Source organism: Brevibacterium pigmentatum (genome assembly GCF_011617465.1).
Classification (GTDB): Bacteria; Actinomycetota; Actinomycetes; order Actinomycetales; family Brevibacteriaceae; genus Brevibacterium; species Brevibacterium pigmentatum.
Map to the genome: position 1 here is coordinate 905,654 of NZ_CP050153.1, position 15,611 is coordinate 921,264.

Below are 15,611 nucleotides of genomic sequence, written 5' to 3' on the forward strand. Positions count from 1 at the left end.
CTGTGCGGCGCAGGCGGATCGTCCGGCCGAGCGCCTCACGCCACAGTGGGGGAGGTGGCGGCGTGTGCGGGAGGTTGTGGGTCATGGTCTGAGCCTAGATCGCCGGTGGCCGCCTCGGCGAGGGTTTCTGCTCTGAGCAGATGTGTTGAACGTGGTGCGAACAGGTGGGCGGGACTTGATGTCAGCACATGTGTCGAGCGTGAACTGGGTCACAGGTATTGCGGAAACGGCAGTGAGTTAAGTTAGGCTGGCCTACGTTAATGTCGAGGAGCCGCTTCAGGCTCCGACCACTGTCGAAAGGACAGGAATGTCAGTTCCGCACAGCCGCCGGGCCGTCATCGCCGGAGCGCTCGTCGCGCTCTCGCTCACCGCCACCGCCTGCGGGCAGGGATCCCAGGCCGCGGAGGAGTCCGGGTCCGCGAATTTCGAGACCGTGAAGATCAAGCACGCACTCGGTGAGGCGGTCATCGAGTCCGAGCCCGAGCGCGTCGTCACCCTCGGTCAGGGATCGACGGAGACCGCGATCGCTTTGGGCAAGACTCCGGTCGGCATGGAGGAATACGCCTGGGGATCCGACGACACCGGCTACATGCCGTGGATCTACGAAGCTGTGAAGGACAAGGGTGAGGAGCTGCCGGAGCAGTTCCAGGGCGATACCGAACTCGACGTCGAGGCCATCGCCGAACTCGAACCCGACGTCATCCTCGCTCCCTGGTCCGGAATCACGGCCGATCAGTACAAGCAGCTCGACGCCATCGCCCCGACCGTCGCCTACCCGAAGCAGCCGTGGACCATCGAATGGGATGAGCAGATCACCACGATCGGCAAGGCGCTCGGTCAGGAGAAGGAATCCGAAGGGCTCGTCGACGACATCAAGACGCAGCTGAAAGAGGCGAAGCGAGAGGAGTACAAGGACCTCACGTTCTCCTATATCTACAACTCCGGCCCCGGCACCCTCGGCGTCTTCTATCCCACCGAGCAGCGCGTGGCGATGGTCTCCGCGCTCGGACTGACTCCGGACCCGGTCATCGAGGAGCTGAAGAAGGAGTACGACGAGCCGGGAACGGATTCTGCTCTCATCGGTTTGGAGAACGCGGACAAGCTCAACGACTCGGACCTCATCTTCACCTTCTACTCCGATGAGAAGAACAAGAAGGAGATCGAATCGCAGGGACTGTACGCGAACATTCCGGCCATCAAGTCCGGAGCCGTCGTGGCCTCGGAAGACCAGGCCTTCGTCACCGGATCCTCGATCATCAACCCGCTCACCGTCCCGTGGACGTTGGAGCGCTATGTGCCGATGATCGACAAAGCCGTGAAGAAGATCGACAAGTAAGTCGACGGCGAGATACCGGCCGAATCAGGCAGGCAGGCTGGGCGCTCTCAATCGAGGGCGCTCAGCTTCTTCCATTCATCCCAGGAGTAGACCCAGTCCGAGATGTCGCTGTCGTTGGTCGACAAGCTCACATGTGAACCGGTGACCTCGACGGGATCACCGAAGATCGCGGAGTCGTAGTACTGCTTCGCCCGTTCGGTAGTGAGGTTGATGCAGCCGTGCGAGACGTTCTGCGAGCCCTGGACGCCTGCCGACCACGGGGCGGCGTGGATGAATTCCCCGTTGTTGTGGATGCGCACGGCCCACTGGACATCGGTCTCGTAGTCCCACCGCTCGGAGGTCATCGTGTAGTCGGCGGCCTTCGACATCACCACATGCGTGCCGTTGTACGAGGGGGACTTCGGCGCGCCGAGGGAGGCCGGGAAGTCCATGACCTGCTTGCCGTCACGGGTGACGGTCATGCGATGTGTCTTCACGTCGGCCTTGGTGACCTGCTTGCGTCCGATCTCGAAGTCGAGGGTGAGATCGTTCTGGCCCACGCTGTTCTCACCGGTCGGCACGTCCTTGAGCGGAACGTCGACGGAGACCTTCGAATGAGCCGGCCAGAATTCCTTCGGACGGAAGTGCAGTCGTGACTGTGGGTCGTCATAGAGCCAGCCCCACGAGCCTTCGACTTTGCGCTCCTTGCCGTTCTCGTCGGTGACCTTGACTGAGAGGCGGCGTTCGACATCGTCACGGAAGTCCTCGGACACGGTGGAGCCGAAGTTAAGCATGATGGGGGCGGCGACGCCGACGGTCTGATCGTCTGCGAGCGTTGTGCGCACCGACATCGGTTGCCCGTCGCTGGCGCCGACGGCGATCGTCGCGTTGAGGTCGACTTCGTCGCCATCGGCAGTGGTGGCGGTGGCTTTCACGGTGTATTCGCTGTCGGCGACGAGGCCGTAAGTCGAGATCCACGCGGCGGACTCATCCGGGGCGGAGACCGCCTCGGCGTTGTTCTCTTTCTCTGAATCGCTGCCCTTCGACTCACCGTCGGTGGGCTCGGATTCGGTGGAGGTCGGTGTCGACGAACCGGCCTCGGCCTCCTCGTCGGACTCGAGTGCGGTGCCGGAGGCATCGAAGAAGGTGCCGGGATCGTGCGCGATCCGGGGGTGGGCCTCCTCGGTGACGGAGATGTCACTGAGGTCGGCGTTCTCGACGGAGATGCCGATCCGCTGGCCGGCTTCCAGGTCGATCTCGTCGCCGGATTCGGTTACTTCGCCGAAGTCCCCGGCGCCGGGCAGCGACGTGGCCGCATCGGTGGACTGGCTCGGTTCAGCAGTGGAAGTTGCAGCGTCGCTGGGCTCCGCGGTCGGCGTCGATTCGGACGCGGATTCTGCGGCCTCGGTGGTGATGGCTCCGACGCGGAATACGGGATCCGCGGCTGCCTCGGCGGTCTTGTTCGCGCCGTTGCGGGTCGCGTCGGGATCGTCGCTCGACGGCGTGCACGCCGTGAGCAGAGCCAGTGCCGAAAGGGCGGCAATGGCCCCTTGGATCTTCGTGGACAACAGGGAAACCTCGTTAAAACACAGGGATGAGAACTGCGAATAATGGTAATGAAGCAAAATCACGAAAGTATTAACGATTTCGCTTTGCGGCCCCGATTTCGGCGCCAGAAGCGCAGCGTGGGTAGAGCTGACCTGGGCAGACGGGGGATAAGGGGAGTTGTGGAATTGTGATGTTGGGGAATAGAGGACTCCCCGTGCACCCGACAGAGCTCGCTTACCCTTGCTGCCTTCCGGCCCTGGGGGAGTTCACAAGATGACGCCGCACGGGGAGCCGTGAATCAGTCTAGTCGAGAGCGGCCTCGGTCCAAAATGCCGCCCACCGCATCGGTCAGCGCAGCTGCCGCGCCTTGTCTTCGAGGACGGCGCGTTCGCGGTCGTTCGTCGCCAGCTTTGCTGCGCGGAGGAGTTCGTCGCGGGCCTCCGCAACGTCGCCGAGGCGGGCCAGAAGCTCTCCGCGGACGCTGGGTATGAGGTGGTAGCGGGAAAGCACGCCGGATTCGGCGATGGCATCGACTCTCTCGAGCCCGGCGGCCGGCCCCCTGGCCTCGGCGATGGCGATCGCCTGATTGAGATCGGTGATTGCTGAGGGCCTGATGCTGCCGAGGTCGCCGTAGAGGGCGACGATGCGCTCCCAGTCGGTGTCGGCGATGGTGCGGGCGGAGGCGTGTACCGCAGCGATCTGGGCCTGGATCGTGTACGTTCCACGGGCCTCGCGCAGATCTGTCGACCGGTTGAGTGAAGCGTGCCCGAGGCGGATGAGGCTGCGGTCCCACCGGGTCCGATCCTGGTCGGCGAGCAGGACCGGAGCCCCGGTTCGATCGAGCCGGGCGGGGAAGCGAGAGGCAGTGAAAGCCATGAGTGCGACGAGACCGTGGACTTCGGGTTCGCGGGGGAGGAGCCCGGCGGCCACGCGAACGAGGCGGAGGGCGTCGAGAGCGAGCTCGGGCCGCATCCAATCGGAGCCGGACGTGGCGACGTGGCCTTCGGAGAACATGAGGTAGAGGGACCCGAGGACTCCGCTGAGGCGGTCGCCCCATTCGTTCGCAGGTGGGAGTTCGAAGCGGACCTCGGCCTTCGCAAGCACCTTCTTCGCCCGGACGATGCGCTGTTGGACGGTCGGGATTGGCAGGAGGAATGCACGGGCGATCTGCTCCGTCGTCAGACCGCCGACGACGCGCAGAGTCAGCGCCAGCTGCGCCTCGCGGGCGAGTGCGGGGTGGGCGGAGATGAAGAGGAGGCGGAGCACGTCGTCATCGATCGTGTCCGGATCCCACGGCAGGTCGGCACCGGCCGTGGCTGGGTCGGGGATCTCGGTCGGTCGAGGTCCGGGGCGTGAGCTGCCCACCGTCGAGGCAGCTGCGGCCGTCCCGACGCTCCGGGTGGTGGCGAGGAGGTCACGGCCGAGGTCCGCGACGCGGTCGTCGAAACGGTCCCGTCTGCGCCAATGGTCGATCGCCTTCCGCTTAGCCGCGGTCGTCAGCCAGGCCGCAGGGTTGCGGGGAGAGCCGGACTCCGGCCAGGTACGCAGCGCGTCGGCGAAGGCTTCCTGGGCGAAGTCCTCGGCGAGGGCGAAATCGCCGACATAGCGGGTCACGGCAGCGATGATCCGTGCCGCCTCGATTCGCCACGTCGCTTCGACGGTCCGCCGCGCCGATTCGAACCCGCCCTGGTGGGGCGGGTCCGTCTCGGGTCGGCGTGCCGCCTCGGCGAGGTTCAGCCGCGGCTGGTCTTCAGCTTGCCTTGGTCGATCCATTCCTGTTCTTTCTGGATCCACTCGTTGTCCTGTGGGAAGTCGTCGATGTCGTTGATACGGCGGACCTCCAATTGGGAGCCGGGGCCGAGCGGTGCGCGCTTGGCCCACTCGATCGCCTCCTCCTTGGTCGAGACGTCGACGACCCAGAAGCCGTTGAAGAGTTCACGCAGCTCGCCGTAGGGGCCATCGGTGACGACCGGGTCGTCGTCGGAGAAGTCGACGACGGACCCTTCTTCGGCATCGGAGAGTCCGGCGCCGTCGGCGAGTACCCCGGCGTCGACCATCGACTCGTTGTAGGCGCCCATGGCGGCGATGACTTCGTTGAAATCGGTGCTCTCAAAATTCTCGACGGCTCGCTGATCGACTGCGCGCATGATGAGCATGTATTTCATGATGACTCCTCGGTCATTCGTGATCGGCGGAAAGCCTCGGTCGAGGCCTTCTCATGCACTCCGTCGAACAAGACTATGCAGGATCGACTGGCCGGCGAATGTTTTTCGCAGAACTCATAGAGAAGTGGGATTGTTACCCTTGCGGAAGTGGGATCGTTCACACTCGGTCACCGCGATTTCGCATTGTCGTCATGACTCGGATAAGCTGATTCGCGGAGGATTCGCCTAGTGGCCTATGGCGCTCGCCTGGAACGCGGGTTGGGTTAACGCCCTCAGGGGTTCGAATCCCCTATCCTCCGCCACGGAAGTCCCGGTCTCGCAGTCAATGCGGGCCGGGACTTCGACGTTGAGATCCTAAGCTGGGACGAGACCACTTGTTCAGAGCGCTTTGACTTCATCCGAGTGGTCGTCGGACGCCGGCTTTCGGGCATCCAGCACCTTTCGCGGCAAATCACCTCGGTCGCGGTATCTCCTACACGTGCTTACGCATCCCTCGTCGTTCCTGCCTTAACTCACCGGCGCAACGAGGTGGTTTGCCGCGAAAGGTGAGGGGTGCTCCGCGAGACGGCAGCGGGCGACCGCCACAAGAACACAAATCGGATGACGGTCCGTGGCGAAGTGAGTCATTGTGACGGCGTGCGTCGGTCCGCGAAGTCTGCCCGCCGTGTGTGGTCTGCGTCTCAGTAGTCTGGCACGGCACACCCGCACACAAGATATTGCACACCTGCACACATCACGAGCGACCTAAGGAAACTGGCCCGATGACGTCGCAGCAACCGGTCCGGTGCGGACGCCGCGCGCAGCGCACGGCACTCGACTCGCGGACACGGTGCTCATGCCAGTTTCGATGGGAAGGGACACACAATGGCGAACATCCACGCCAACCCGATCTACACCGGTGAGCCCGAAGACCTGAAGTTCGCCTACTGGGTGCCCAACGTCTCCGGCGGCCTGGTTGTGTCGAACATCGAACAGCGCACTGACTGGGGCTATGACTACAACGTCAAGCTCGCGCAGACCGCCAAGGCTGTCGGCTACGAATACGCGCTCAGCCAGGTCCGCTACCTCTCCAGCTACGGCGCTGCCCAGCAGCACGAATCGACCGCCACCTCACTCGCACTGGCCCTGGCCACCGAGAAGCTCAAGGTCATCGCCGCCATCCACCCAGGCATCTGGGAACCGGCCGTGCTCGCGAAGTTCATCCTCACCGCCGACCAGTTCACGAAGGGCCGGACCGCCATCAACGTCGTCTCCGGCTGATTCAAGGACGAATACACCCGCCTCGGCCTGCCCTGGCTCGAACACGGCGAACGCTACCGCCGGTCCGCCGAGTTCATGGACGTCGTCCGCAAGCTCTTCACCGAGGAGAACGTCGAGTACCGCGGCAACTTCTACACCGTCGACGACTTCACCCTCCGCCCCGGCCCCTACCCGGTCGAAGGACGGCCCCACCCGGAGATCTTCCAAGGCGGAAACTCGTCGGCTGCCCGCATCAACGGCGGCAAGCACGCCGACTGGTACTTCTCCAACGGCAAGGACTTCGACGGATTCCGCGAACAGTACGACGACGTCACCGAGGTGGCCCGCGCCCGCAATCGAAAGGTTCGTTTCGGACTCAACGGGTTCGCCGTCGTCCGCGACACCGAAGCCGAAGCCCGCGAACAGCTGCGCGAGATCATCGCCAAAGCCGATGAGGGCGCCGTCGAAGGATTCCGCAAGTCCGTGCAGCAGGCCGGAGCCTCGACTCACGATAAGAAAGGCATGTGGGCGGACTCGAGCTTCGAAAACCTCGTCCAGTACAACGACGGCTTCCGCACTCAGCTCATCGGAACCCCCGAGCAGGTCGCCGACCGCATCATCGAATACAAGAAGATCGGCGTCGACCTCATCCTCACCGGCTTCCTCCACTTCCAGGAGGAACTCGAGGCGTTCGGCAAGACCGTCATCCCGATCGTGCGCGAGAAGGAAGTCGAACTTGTCAACCGAGGGCTGCTCACCCCTGTGGGAGTCTGAACCAGCAGGAGAGTCCCTCAAGCCACGCGAAACTCGAAAAGGTCGTCACCAGCGGCGACTTTTTCGAGTTTCGCGTTGACTGAGCTCGGTCTGCCGCGGTCAGGCCACGCTGAACGATGCGGACTTGAGCTTGAGCTTCGTCCGCAGCTGATCGCCTGTGAGGCTCGCGGTCTTTCCCTTCACCGAGGTGGCTTTCGCCGTCTTCACCAGACCTGAGCCGGTCTTCGTCACCGCCACCGACCGCACATCGGCCAGCCCGAACGCCTTGGCCATATCGGCCTGCTTGGCCGTCACCGACCACGAGGCGTTCGGGTTCTGCGCCGACGCATACTTCGACGGCGAGTCATCGACCGAGACCAGGTAGGGCACAGCCGAACCCCACACCTCGGCAGCCGAATGCGTCTTCGACCCGGCTGACGATGAGTAGACGGCATCGATGAGTCCGCCCTTGTACGTGACGACACGCGCCGATTTCACCGTCGACCCGCTGGAGGTCTGTGTCGCAGTCACGGCTTTGCGCCATGGCCCTGAGTCGGCAGCATTCTCGCGAGTCCACCCGAGGAAGCGCTGTGAAGCCACCTCGTCGTAGACGTTGCACCCGCATGCCGGCTTCACGGCACCGAGATTGCGGTAAGCGTAGGTGCGAGAGGCGATGGCCTGAGAGCGCAGGGCTTCGGACTGCCACGAGGCCGGCATCTCAGCGATTCCCGGCAGATACTCCTTGTTGAGCCCCAGCACGTTGACGACATTGAGCGAACCCTTCAGCTGTCCGATCTCGATCCGCCCGTGCCGGTAGGTGCCGGTCGCTCCGTCCTGTGCACCGCTGACCGATACCGTCGTCGCCGAGGAGCCCTTCCAATACCGGGTGCCCTGCCATTCGATGGTGAGCTTGGACCCGGAATAGCTCCTCGCCCCGACCGTCACCTTGACCGAACCGGAGGAGGTCCGCTCGATCGTGACCGTCGATCCCGATTCGATGGTCTTCGACCCGGCCTTGACGCGCAGACGACCGGAACGCGGGGTGATCGTCACGGACTTCTTCCCGGTCAGCAGCTGCACCTTGAGGCTGGCATCGGCGTTCTTCGACATCGTCGTGACCTTCGCACCCGTGTAGTAGTGCTGCAGGATCTGCGTCGAGGACTTTCCGGCCGCCGCCATCCCGCGTGCTCCGTACTGGCTCATCCCGACCCCGTGGCCGAAGCCTGACCCCTTGATCGCGAACGACGACGGTGCTTTCGTCACCTGCACCTTCGCCCCGGACTTCGCCGTCCACACGATCTTTCCGTTTTGGAACTTCTGCCGGGTCTCGGATCGGGAACGGTACTCATTGCTCGTCGGATACCCCAAGGGGCCGCGTTCCCATCCGGACCTCTTCCACGCAGTGCGGAGCGCACCCAGAGTCGCATGGGCGCCCGTAGCCTTCGTCCAATGGATGCTGCCGTGCTTGAACGACTGATAGCAGCCCTTCTGGATCAGCGTGCACCGCTTGGGGCCGGTCGCAGGACCGAGCTTGCCCGTATTTCCGCCGAGCGACTTGTGCATCGCCCCGATCGCACCCGAGGTCGCATAGGCGGCATGTGCCGGAGGCGCTGTGGAGCAGAGAACGAAGAGGAGCCAGATGAGCAGCGACGCGAGGGCAGGAATCGTCGCCTTGACGAACAGGGAGGGTGGCATGAGTTGATCATAAGCGCGGCTGTCAATACCTCAGATGACGAACAGAAGAACTCCCCGAAACGATCGTTTCGGGGAGTTCGTCGCCGAGGTGGGCCCACCTCGGCGGGGGAGGCATCGTTCCAGATCAGCTGAACTTATCAGCGATTGCCTTGTTGAAGGCGTCGAGGTCGTCGGGGCTGCGGGAGGTGATGAGGTTGCCGTCGACGACCACCTCGGTGTCCGCCCAGTCGGCTCCGGCGTTGATGAGGTCAGTCTTCGTCGAGATGAAGGACGTCAGCTTCCTTCCCTTGGCCACTCCCGCCTCGGCGAGGATCCACGGGGCATGGCAGATGGCCGCAACCGGTTTGTCGGCGGCGAAGAACGCCTTGACGAGGTTGACGGCGTCCTCATTCAGACGCAGGGCATCGGAGTTCAGGGTGCCGCCGGGCAGAACGAGGGCGTCGAAGTCATCGACCGAGGCCTCGGCGACGGGAACGTCGACGTCAAAGGTCTCGGCATGCTCCCAATCGCCTTCCATCGCCTGCAGCGTTCCCTCGGACGGGGAGACGATGACGGTCGTCGCCCCGGCCTCGTCGAGAGCGGTGCGGGGACTGGTGAGTTCGACCTGCTCGACGCCGCGGGTGAGGAGGAATGCGACCTTCTTGTCAGAGAGTGCCATGATGGTGCTCCTTGTCAGTTGTGATCTGTGAGGTTGTCGAATCTGACATGGGCCCGGCTGGCCGGAACGTCGAGGCCGACGTGCGGTTGGACCGACACCCACACTCCGCTGAACAACGAAGAATACCGATTTGTTCCAGACCGCGACGAACGCATTCCCCTGGCCGAGGTGACCAGGGGAATGCGAGTCGGGGATACGAGACGCTCGAGGGGTACGTTTCGTAGGCCCGGCGGGCGGCTCAGATGTTTGGGAACTCGAGGCTGTAGCCGATTCCGGACTGCGACGCCGCGGTGATCTTCACGGTTCCGTAGTGATTCTTTCCGGCGGCCGTGACGGTGCAGTTCTGCGAGCCACGGTGGGAGAGGATCCGCAGGTCGGAGTAGCAGTCGACGGTGTCGACGGTGGTGCCCTGCTTGGCGTAGGCGTTCTTGATGTCCGCCTCGAGCACGTCGGCGGGGATCTTGCCGTTGCCGTCCGCGTCGAGTTCGACTCCGTCTTCGCCGATGCGCGGACCCTGGTATCCGCTGTCGCCGGTCGTGCCGCTCGACGACGATGATCCGTTCGAGGACGACGATCCGGTCGACGCCGAGCCGTTCGAGGCGGAGGAGTCACTCGCCGAGGAGGCGCTGGACGAATCGGTGGATCCGCCGCTGCCGGTGGTGCCGCTGTCCGTCGTGCCGCTATCGCTCGTGCCGGACGAACCCGAACCGGCGGAGCCGGAATCCGACGTGGAGCCCGAATCCGATGCCGGTTCTTCGGCGGTCGTCTCGGTGTCCTCGGTCTGCTGCGCCTGCTGGCCGTCCTGCTCCTGGCCCTGTTCCTGTCCCTGGCCTTCCGGGCCGAAGGTGATGTTCATATCGCAGGCCGAGAGCGTCAGGGTCGCTGCGAGCGCTCCGGCAACGGTGATGGTCTTGAGAAGTGTCTGTGCCTTCATGATCTGCTCCTGGTCTCATGTGCAAAAAGCTGTCGGTGTTTCGTACAAGACAAGCCTCTCAGCGCAGCGCCGTGACCTGGGCCGATTTGTGTTCGGATCCGGTGACGCATGTTCCAGGACGGACACATCGGCCTATTCTGGGACTGTGATCGGCGTTCGTGACGAGAATTCTTCGCCGCTGATGTCGAGAACACTCGTCCGGCTGCGTCCCAGTGATGTCAGCGAGCACAACCCGTGCGAGCGACACGAGACAAGGAGACCATCATGGCCAAGTACCTCATGCTCAAGCACTATCGGATGCCCGCGCAGTACATGGACTACGCGCCGATGGACCAGTGGAGTCCCGAGGAGGTCGACGCGCACGTGGCGTATATGAACGCCTTCGCCGACAAGCTCAAGGAATCCGGCGAATTCGTCGACGCCCAGGCGCTGTCCCCGGAGGGCACCTTCGTCCGGTCCGGCGGACCGGGCAAGCCTCCGGTCACCGACGGCCCCTTCCCCGAGACGAAGGACCTCATCGCCGGCTGGATGGCCATCGACGTCGACAGCTACGACCGCGCCCTCGAACTCGCCGGCGAGCTGTCGGCCGCCCCGGGCAAGGGCGGGGAGCCGATCAACGAATGGCTCGAACTGCGCCCCTTCCTCGACCACGCACCCAGCGTGGACGAGTGAGCAGGGACGCGAACGGAGTCCGCGATGACCGATCCGGATCCCCTCGCCGAGGCGGAGCTGCGTGAGCTCGTCCCCGCCGTGATCGGCATCCTCGTCAGTCGTGGAGCAGACTTCGCGACCGCCGAGGACGCCGTTCAGGACGCGCTCATCGAAGCCCTGCGATCATGGCCGTCCGAGCCGCCCCGCGACCGGCGGGGCTGGCTCGTGACGGTCGCGTGGCGGAAGTTCCTCGATGCCGTGCGCTCCGAAGGATCACGGCTGAAACGCGAGGAACGGGTCATGGCTGCCACGCTCGCCGAACCCGGGGCCTCGGCCGAACCGGGGACCGACGGCCTTCCGAACGCCGATGACACCCTCGATCTCTACTTCCTCTGCGCCCATCCCGACCTCAGCCCCGCCTCGGCGGTGGCCCTGACCCTGCGGGCGGTGGGCGGACTGACGACGAGACAGATCGCCGAGGCCTATATGGTGCCCGAGGCGACGATGGCCCAACGCATCAGCCGCGCCAAATCCACGATCGCTGGCTCCCGGCTCAACCGGCCCGGTGACCTGTCCTCGGTGCTCACCACCCTCTACCTCGTGTTCAACGAGGGGCACTCGGGCGATGTCGACCTCGTCGCCGAAGCGATCCGACTGGCCCGGACGCTGAAGTCGGTGATCGAATCCGCCGAGGTGGACGGACTGCTCGCGCTCATGCTCCTCCATCACGCCCGCCGCGATGCCCGATTCGGCCCGGACGGCGAACTCATCGCTCTGGTCGATCAGGACCGCGCCCGCTGGGACCGACGGCTCATCGTCGAGGGCATCGGAATCCTCCAGACAGCGCTTGCCCGGGATGAACTCGGCCAATATCAGGCGCAGGCGGCGATCGCCGCACTCCATGCCGACGCGCAGAGAGTCGAGGACACCGACTGGGTGCAGATCGTTCAGTGGTACGACGATCTGCTGGCCTTGCGCAATACGCCGATCGTGCGTCTCAACCGGGCCGTGGCCATCGGGGAGGCCGACGGCCCCGGGGCCGGCCTGGCCGAACTGCGGAACCTGGACGAGAGTCTGCCGCGCTACTTCGCCGTCGAAGCACACCTGCGCGAAAAAGCAGGGGAGACGCAGAGGGCCGCCGATCTCTACGCCCGGGCGGCCGAACGGGCGGGCAGCCTCGCCGAACGCAACCATCTCAACCGGCAGGCGGCACGCATCCGTTCGGGGGAGGACAACCGGAGTCGACGGTGACGGTGGTGATCACGGTCTCGGTGGGCCGCCTCGGCGAGCGAGGTTGGTCACTCCTGTCGGCAGAAGACATTCAGTCGTCCCCAAAGCGGACTACGATCGCAGGGAGCCGTCGGCTCATCATCCCATCTCAGCGATCCCGTCAGCGGGGTCCGTTCTCGATTTCGAAAGAGGCCGAATCCGTTTGAGCCACCTGCAGGAGTTCTTCCGCATCCCACCGGGCGAACGCGACCATATTCCCGCGTTCCGCATCGCCCTGGGAGTCGCCATCCCGCTCCTCGTGCTGCTCGGAATCGACCGCCTCGACCTCGCCGTCTATGCCGCCTTCGGTGCCTTCACCGGCATCTACGCGCGCTTCGAATCCCCACGCTCGCGGACCAGGCGGCAATCGATCGCGGCCGCCGTCCTCGTCGTGTGCGTGGGCATCGGCGCCCTGCTGGGCAACCTCGGAGCCTCGGTGTGGGTGCTCGTCATCGTCACCTCACTCGTGTCCGGTACGGGCGCGGCCGTCGCCCTGCGCTTCCGGCTCAAGCCCGGCGGATCGATCTTCTTCATCTTCGCCACCGGAGCCGTCGGATCCATTCCGAACGGCGCATCGGTACCGGTGGCACTGGGGGTGGCGACCGCCTCGGCGCTGGTGAGCGTCGGCCTCGGAGCGCTCGCCCACTTCGCCGGGGAACGCATGCCTCCGGAGAAGGAGACCTATGTGCGGGTCGGGCTCTCGCCGGTGGGCAAGGCCGACCTGGCAGCCCACGCCGCCCGATTCACGATCGCCCCGCTCATCGCCGGAATCCTCGGCACCCTGCTCATCGATGTGCTGCCGCTGCTGTCCCACAGCTATTGGGCGATGGTCGCTGCGGTCGCACCGATCACCCCACCTGGTCGATCGGCCCGTCTCAAACGCGGCGTCCACCGTGTGGTCGGAACCCTGCTGGGCGTGATCGTCACCGCGTTCCTGCTGTCGTTCCCCACCGAGGCATGGCAGCTGGTGGTGTGGGTGATCCTGCTGCAGTTCCTCGCCGAGATCTACGTGCTGCGCAACTATTCGGTGGCGCTGCTCTTCATCACCCCGTTGGCCCTGCTCATGACCCAGATCGGCAACTCGCACCCGGTCGCGGAGCTGTTGGCCTCCCGTGCCATCGAAACCGCCATCGGTGCTGTCGTCGGCATGATCGTCGTCATCGTCGGCTTCAGGAATTCGAAGAGACCACGCGCCGAGATCGATGCTTCACCGCATGCCGATGACGACGACTGACCGAGAGGACACCATGACCACCAGCACCGAGGTGCTCGCCACCCTGGCCTCGCTCGAGGACGAGAAGATCCGCGCCGTCAACGCCCGCCACGGCGACGACCACGCGGTCAACCTGACGAAGCTGCGGGCCGTGGCGAAGGAGCTGAAGAAGAACGACGACCTCGCCGCCGAGCTGTGGGCCACCGGAGATACCGCGGCCCGCCTCGTCGCGATCCTCATCATGCGCCCGAAGGCCTGGAGCGAAGCACAGCTCGAAGAGATGCTGCGCGACTCCCGAGTCCCGAAAGTCCACGGCTGGCTGGTCAGCTACATCGTCAAGAAGTCACCCCACGCCGAGGCGCTGCGCCTGTCATGGATGGACGATCCGGACCCCGTGGTCGCCTCGGCCGGGTGGGCGCTGACGAGCGAGCGGGTCAACCGCAAGCCCGAGGGCTTGGACCTGCCCGGGCTGCTCGACGTGATCGAGGCCGAGATGGCCGATGCGCCCGAACGTCTGCAGTGGGCAATGAACGAGACCCTGTCCTATATCGGCATCGAGAACCCTGACCTGCGGAAACGTGCCATCGAGATCGGTGAGCGCCTCGGCGTACTCCGCGACTACCCGACCTCTCCCGGATGCACCTCACCCTTCGCCCCGACTTGGATCACGGAGATGGTGGCCCGCAGCGCGGCGAAGTGAGCTGAGGTGCTGCGTCTAATCGGCCGGGTGGCGGGTGTGGAAGCCCGTGGCCCGCTGGAAGGCATGGCCGGCGGCCAGAACCAAAGGCTCGGTTAAATCACCGCCGACGAACTGAGCGGCCAGGGGAGTGCCCCGTTCGGTGAACCCGGCCGGCAGAGTGATCGACGGCATTCCGCAGTTGTCGATCGGAGCTGTCGGCACGGTGACCGCGGCGAACAGCTTCTGGTCGGATCTCAGATTCGCCATCTGCGCGATCGTCGGTGAGGCGACGCCGATGCCCGGCAGCAGGAGCAGATCGATATCGGCCATGAGAGCGCGCATGCGGCCGGTGAAGTCCCGACGTGATTCGAGCAGACGGTGGTAGTCGACGGCGGAGAGTCCGCGCCCGATCTCGATGAGACCGGACAGATCGGGACCGTATTCGTCCGCACGAGACGGGTACGTCTCCGAGTGGACGCCGGCGGTCTCGACTCCGCACAGGGCCGTCCACTCCTGGGCCGCGGCCTCCATGTTGGGTGTCTCGACATCGAGGACCCGCCACCCCATTCCGGTGATCGTCTCGATGGTGTCTTCGAGCATCGCGTTCGTCGCGGCGTCGAAGTGATCCTCGGCGAGTTTGCGGTCGAAACCGACGACCGGGGCCTTATCGACACCTAGGTGCTGCGGGTAGTCCGGTACAGGGTCAAGCGACGATGTGGGATCGGCGGGATCGTGGCCGGCGATGGTACGCAGCACGATCGCGGCATCACGGGAGCTGCGAGTCATCGGCCCGATGTGATCGAGGCTGGGCGCGAGCGCGAAGATGCCGTGGCGGGAGACCCGGCCCCAGGTCGGTTTGAGTCCCGTGACTCCGTTTGCCGAGGACGGCAGGCGGATCGACCCGCCGGTGTCCGAGCCGAGGGAGGCGAAGCAGAGTCCGGCGGCGGTGGCCACACCGGACCCCGATGAGGAGACTCCGGACCAGGTGTCGGCATCCCACGGATTGACCGGGGTCGGCAGGTCCGGGTGGTGAACGGTGAACGCGCCCTCCGTCATGCGCAGTTTGCCGAGGATGACGGCTCCGGCGGCCCGCAGTCGGGCGACGACGGTGGCATCGAAGTCAGGGCGGAAGTTTGAGTGGATCGTAGTGCCCGCACCAGTCGGTGCATCGTGGGTGTTCGCGAGATCCTTCACCGCCACGGGGACACCGTGGAGGTGGCCGAGCCAGTTTCCGCGGGCAAGGAGAGAGTCGGCGCGGTCGGCCTCGGTGAGGGCGGATTCGGCCATGACCGTGGCGTACGCCTGCAGTCGGGGTTCGAGGCTCTCGATGCGCTCGAGCATCGCCTCGGTGACCTCACGGGAGGACAGCTGCCTGGTTCGGATGAGTGTCGAGACTTCGTGGAGTTCGAGGAACGGGATCTCGGCGCTCGTCGGTGTGGTCATCATGCCTCCCTGCAGTGTTTTCCATCACCCTAACCGAAGTTCTCACCAA

12 protein-coding genes, 1 tRNA gene, 1 other RNA gene and 1 pseudogene are annotated in these 15,611 nt (G+C 64.9%); 7 read left to right on the top strand and 8 right to left on the bottom strand.

All coding sequences use genetic code 11. The features are described from left to right. Window positions 1-307: 307 nt before the first annotated feature. A complete protein-coding gene (locus GUY30_RS03935; RefSeq protein ID WP_167194264.1) occupies window positions 308-1,336 on the top strand; it encodes an iron-siderophore ABC transporter substrate-binding protein in 1,029 nt (342 codons plus the stop codon). Between the two features lie 47 nt (window positions 1,337-1,383). Here the strand turns inward: GUY30_RS03935 and GUY30_RS03940 are convergent, their stop codons facing one another. The 4 genes from GUY30_RS03940 to GUY30_RS03955 all read right to left on the bottom strand — a co-directional run bounded on the left by GUY30_RS03940 (window position 1,384) and on the right by GUY30_RS03955 (window position 5,028). Next, entirely contained in the window at window positions 1,384-2,883 is a 1,500-nt protein-coding gene (locus GUY30_RS03940; RefSeq protein ID WP_228281665.1) for an Ig-like domain-containing protein, read from the bottom strand. Window positions 2,884-3,063: 180 nt separating this feature from the next. Next, an RNA gene (ffs, locus tag GUY30_RS03945) (signal recognition particle sRNA small type) lies at window positions 3,064-3,159 on the bottom strand. A 52-nt stretch (window positions 3,160-3,211) separates the two neighbouring features. Further along, window positions 3,212-4,636 (bottom strand): RNA polymerase sigma factor, encoded by a 1,425-nt coding sequence (locus GUY30_RS03950; protein ID WP_167194266.1) that lies wholly within the window; start codon window positions 4,634-4,636, stop codon window positions 3,212-3,214. Beyond that, complete coding sequence (locus GUY30_RS03955; protein WP_167194268.1) at window positions 4,597-5,028, bottom strand: YciI family protein; 432 nt, start codon at window positions 5,026-5,028, stop codon at window positions 4,597-4,599. The genes GUY30_RS03950 and GUY30_RS03955 overlap by 40 nt, the downstream gene beginning before the upstream one ends. Window positions 5,029-5,242: 214 nt before the next feature. Here GUY30_RS03955 and GUY30_RS03960 point away from each other — a divergent pair. After that, window positions 5,243-5,330, top strand: a tRNA-Ser gene (locus tag GUY30_RS03960). 562 nt (window positions 5,331-5,892) lie between these two features. Next, window positions 5,893-7,041: pseudogene (sfnG, locus tag GUY30_RS03965) on the top strand (dimethylsulfone monooxygenase SfnG). Window positions 7,042-7,140: 99 nt separating this feature from the next. Here the strand turns inward: sfnG and GUY30_RS03970 are convergent. From GUY30_RS03970 to GUY30_RS03980, 3 genes are all read right to left on the bottom strand, one after another. Then, entirely contained in the window at window positions 7,141-8,715 is a 1,575-nt protein-coding gene (locus GUY30_RS03970; RefSeq protein WP_167194270.1) for a SpoIID/LytB domain-containing protein, read from the bottom strand. A 124-nt stretch (window positions 8,716-8,839) separates the two neighbouring features. Beyond that, window positions 8,840-9,373, bottom strand: coding sequence for a type 1 glutamine amidotransferase domain-containing protein (locus GUY30_RS03975; protein WP_167194272.1), 534 nt, complete (start codon window positions 9,371-9,373; stop codon window positions 8,840-8,842). 238 nt (window positions 9,374-9,611) lie between these two features. Next, window positions 9,612-10,307 (bottom strand): hypothetical protein, encoded by a 696-nt coding sequence (locus GUY30_RS03980; protein ID WP_167194274.1) that lies wholly within the window; start codon window positions 10,305-10,307, stop codon window positions 9,612-9,614. A gap of 264 nt (window positions 10,308-10,571) precedes the next feature. Here GUY30_RS03980 and GUY30_RS03985 point away from each other — a divergent pair, with 264 nt between their 5' ends. The 4 genes from GUY30_RS03985 to GUY30_RS04000 all read left to right on the top strand — a co-directional run bounded on the left by GUY30_RS03985 (window position 10,572) and on the right by GUY30_RS04000 (window position 14,140). After that, complete coding sequence (locus GUY30_RS03985; RefSeq protein WP_167194276.1) at window positions 10,572-10,979, top strand: YciI family protein; 408 nt, start codon at window positions 10,572-10,574, stop codon at window positions 10,977-10,979. A gap of 24 nt (window positions 10,980-11,003) precedes the next feature. Continuing rightward, a complete protein-coding gene (locus GUY30_RS03990) occupies window positions 11,004-12,209 on the top strand; it encodes an RNA polymerase sigma factor (protein WP_167194278.1) in 1,206 nt (401 codons plus the stop codon). A 181-nt stretch (window positions 12,210-12,390) separates the two neighbouring features. Next, window positions 12,391-13,461: an FUSC family protein gene (locus GUY30_RS03995; protein WP_167194280.1), complete on the top strand. Its 1,071-nt coding sequence runs from the start codon at window positions 12,391-12,393 to the stop codon at window positions 13,459-13,461. Window positions 13,462-13,474: 13 nt separating this feature from the next. After that, the gene (locus GUY30_RS04000) at window positions 13,475-14,140 is read left to right on the top strand and encodes a DNA alkylation repair protein (RefSeq protein ID WP_167194282.1); all 666 of its coding nucleotides are present in this window, start codon (window positions 13,475-13,477) and stop codon (window positions 14,138-14,140) included. Window positions 14,141-14,155: 15 nt separating this feature from the next. On the opposite strand, the gene GUY30_RS04005 is transcribed toward GUY30_RS04000, so the two are convergent. After that, window positions 14,156-15,562: an amidase gene (locus GUY30_RS04005; protein WP_228281666.1), complete on the bottom strand. Its 1,407-nt coding sequence runs from the start codon at window positions 15,560-15,562 to the stop codon at window positions 14,156-14,158. Between the last annotated feature and the right edge of the window lie 49 nt (window positions 15,563-15,611).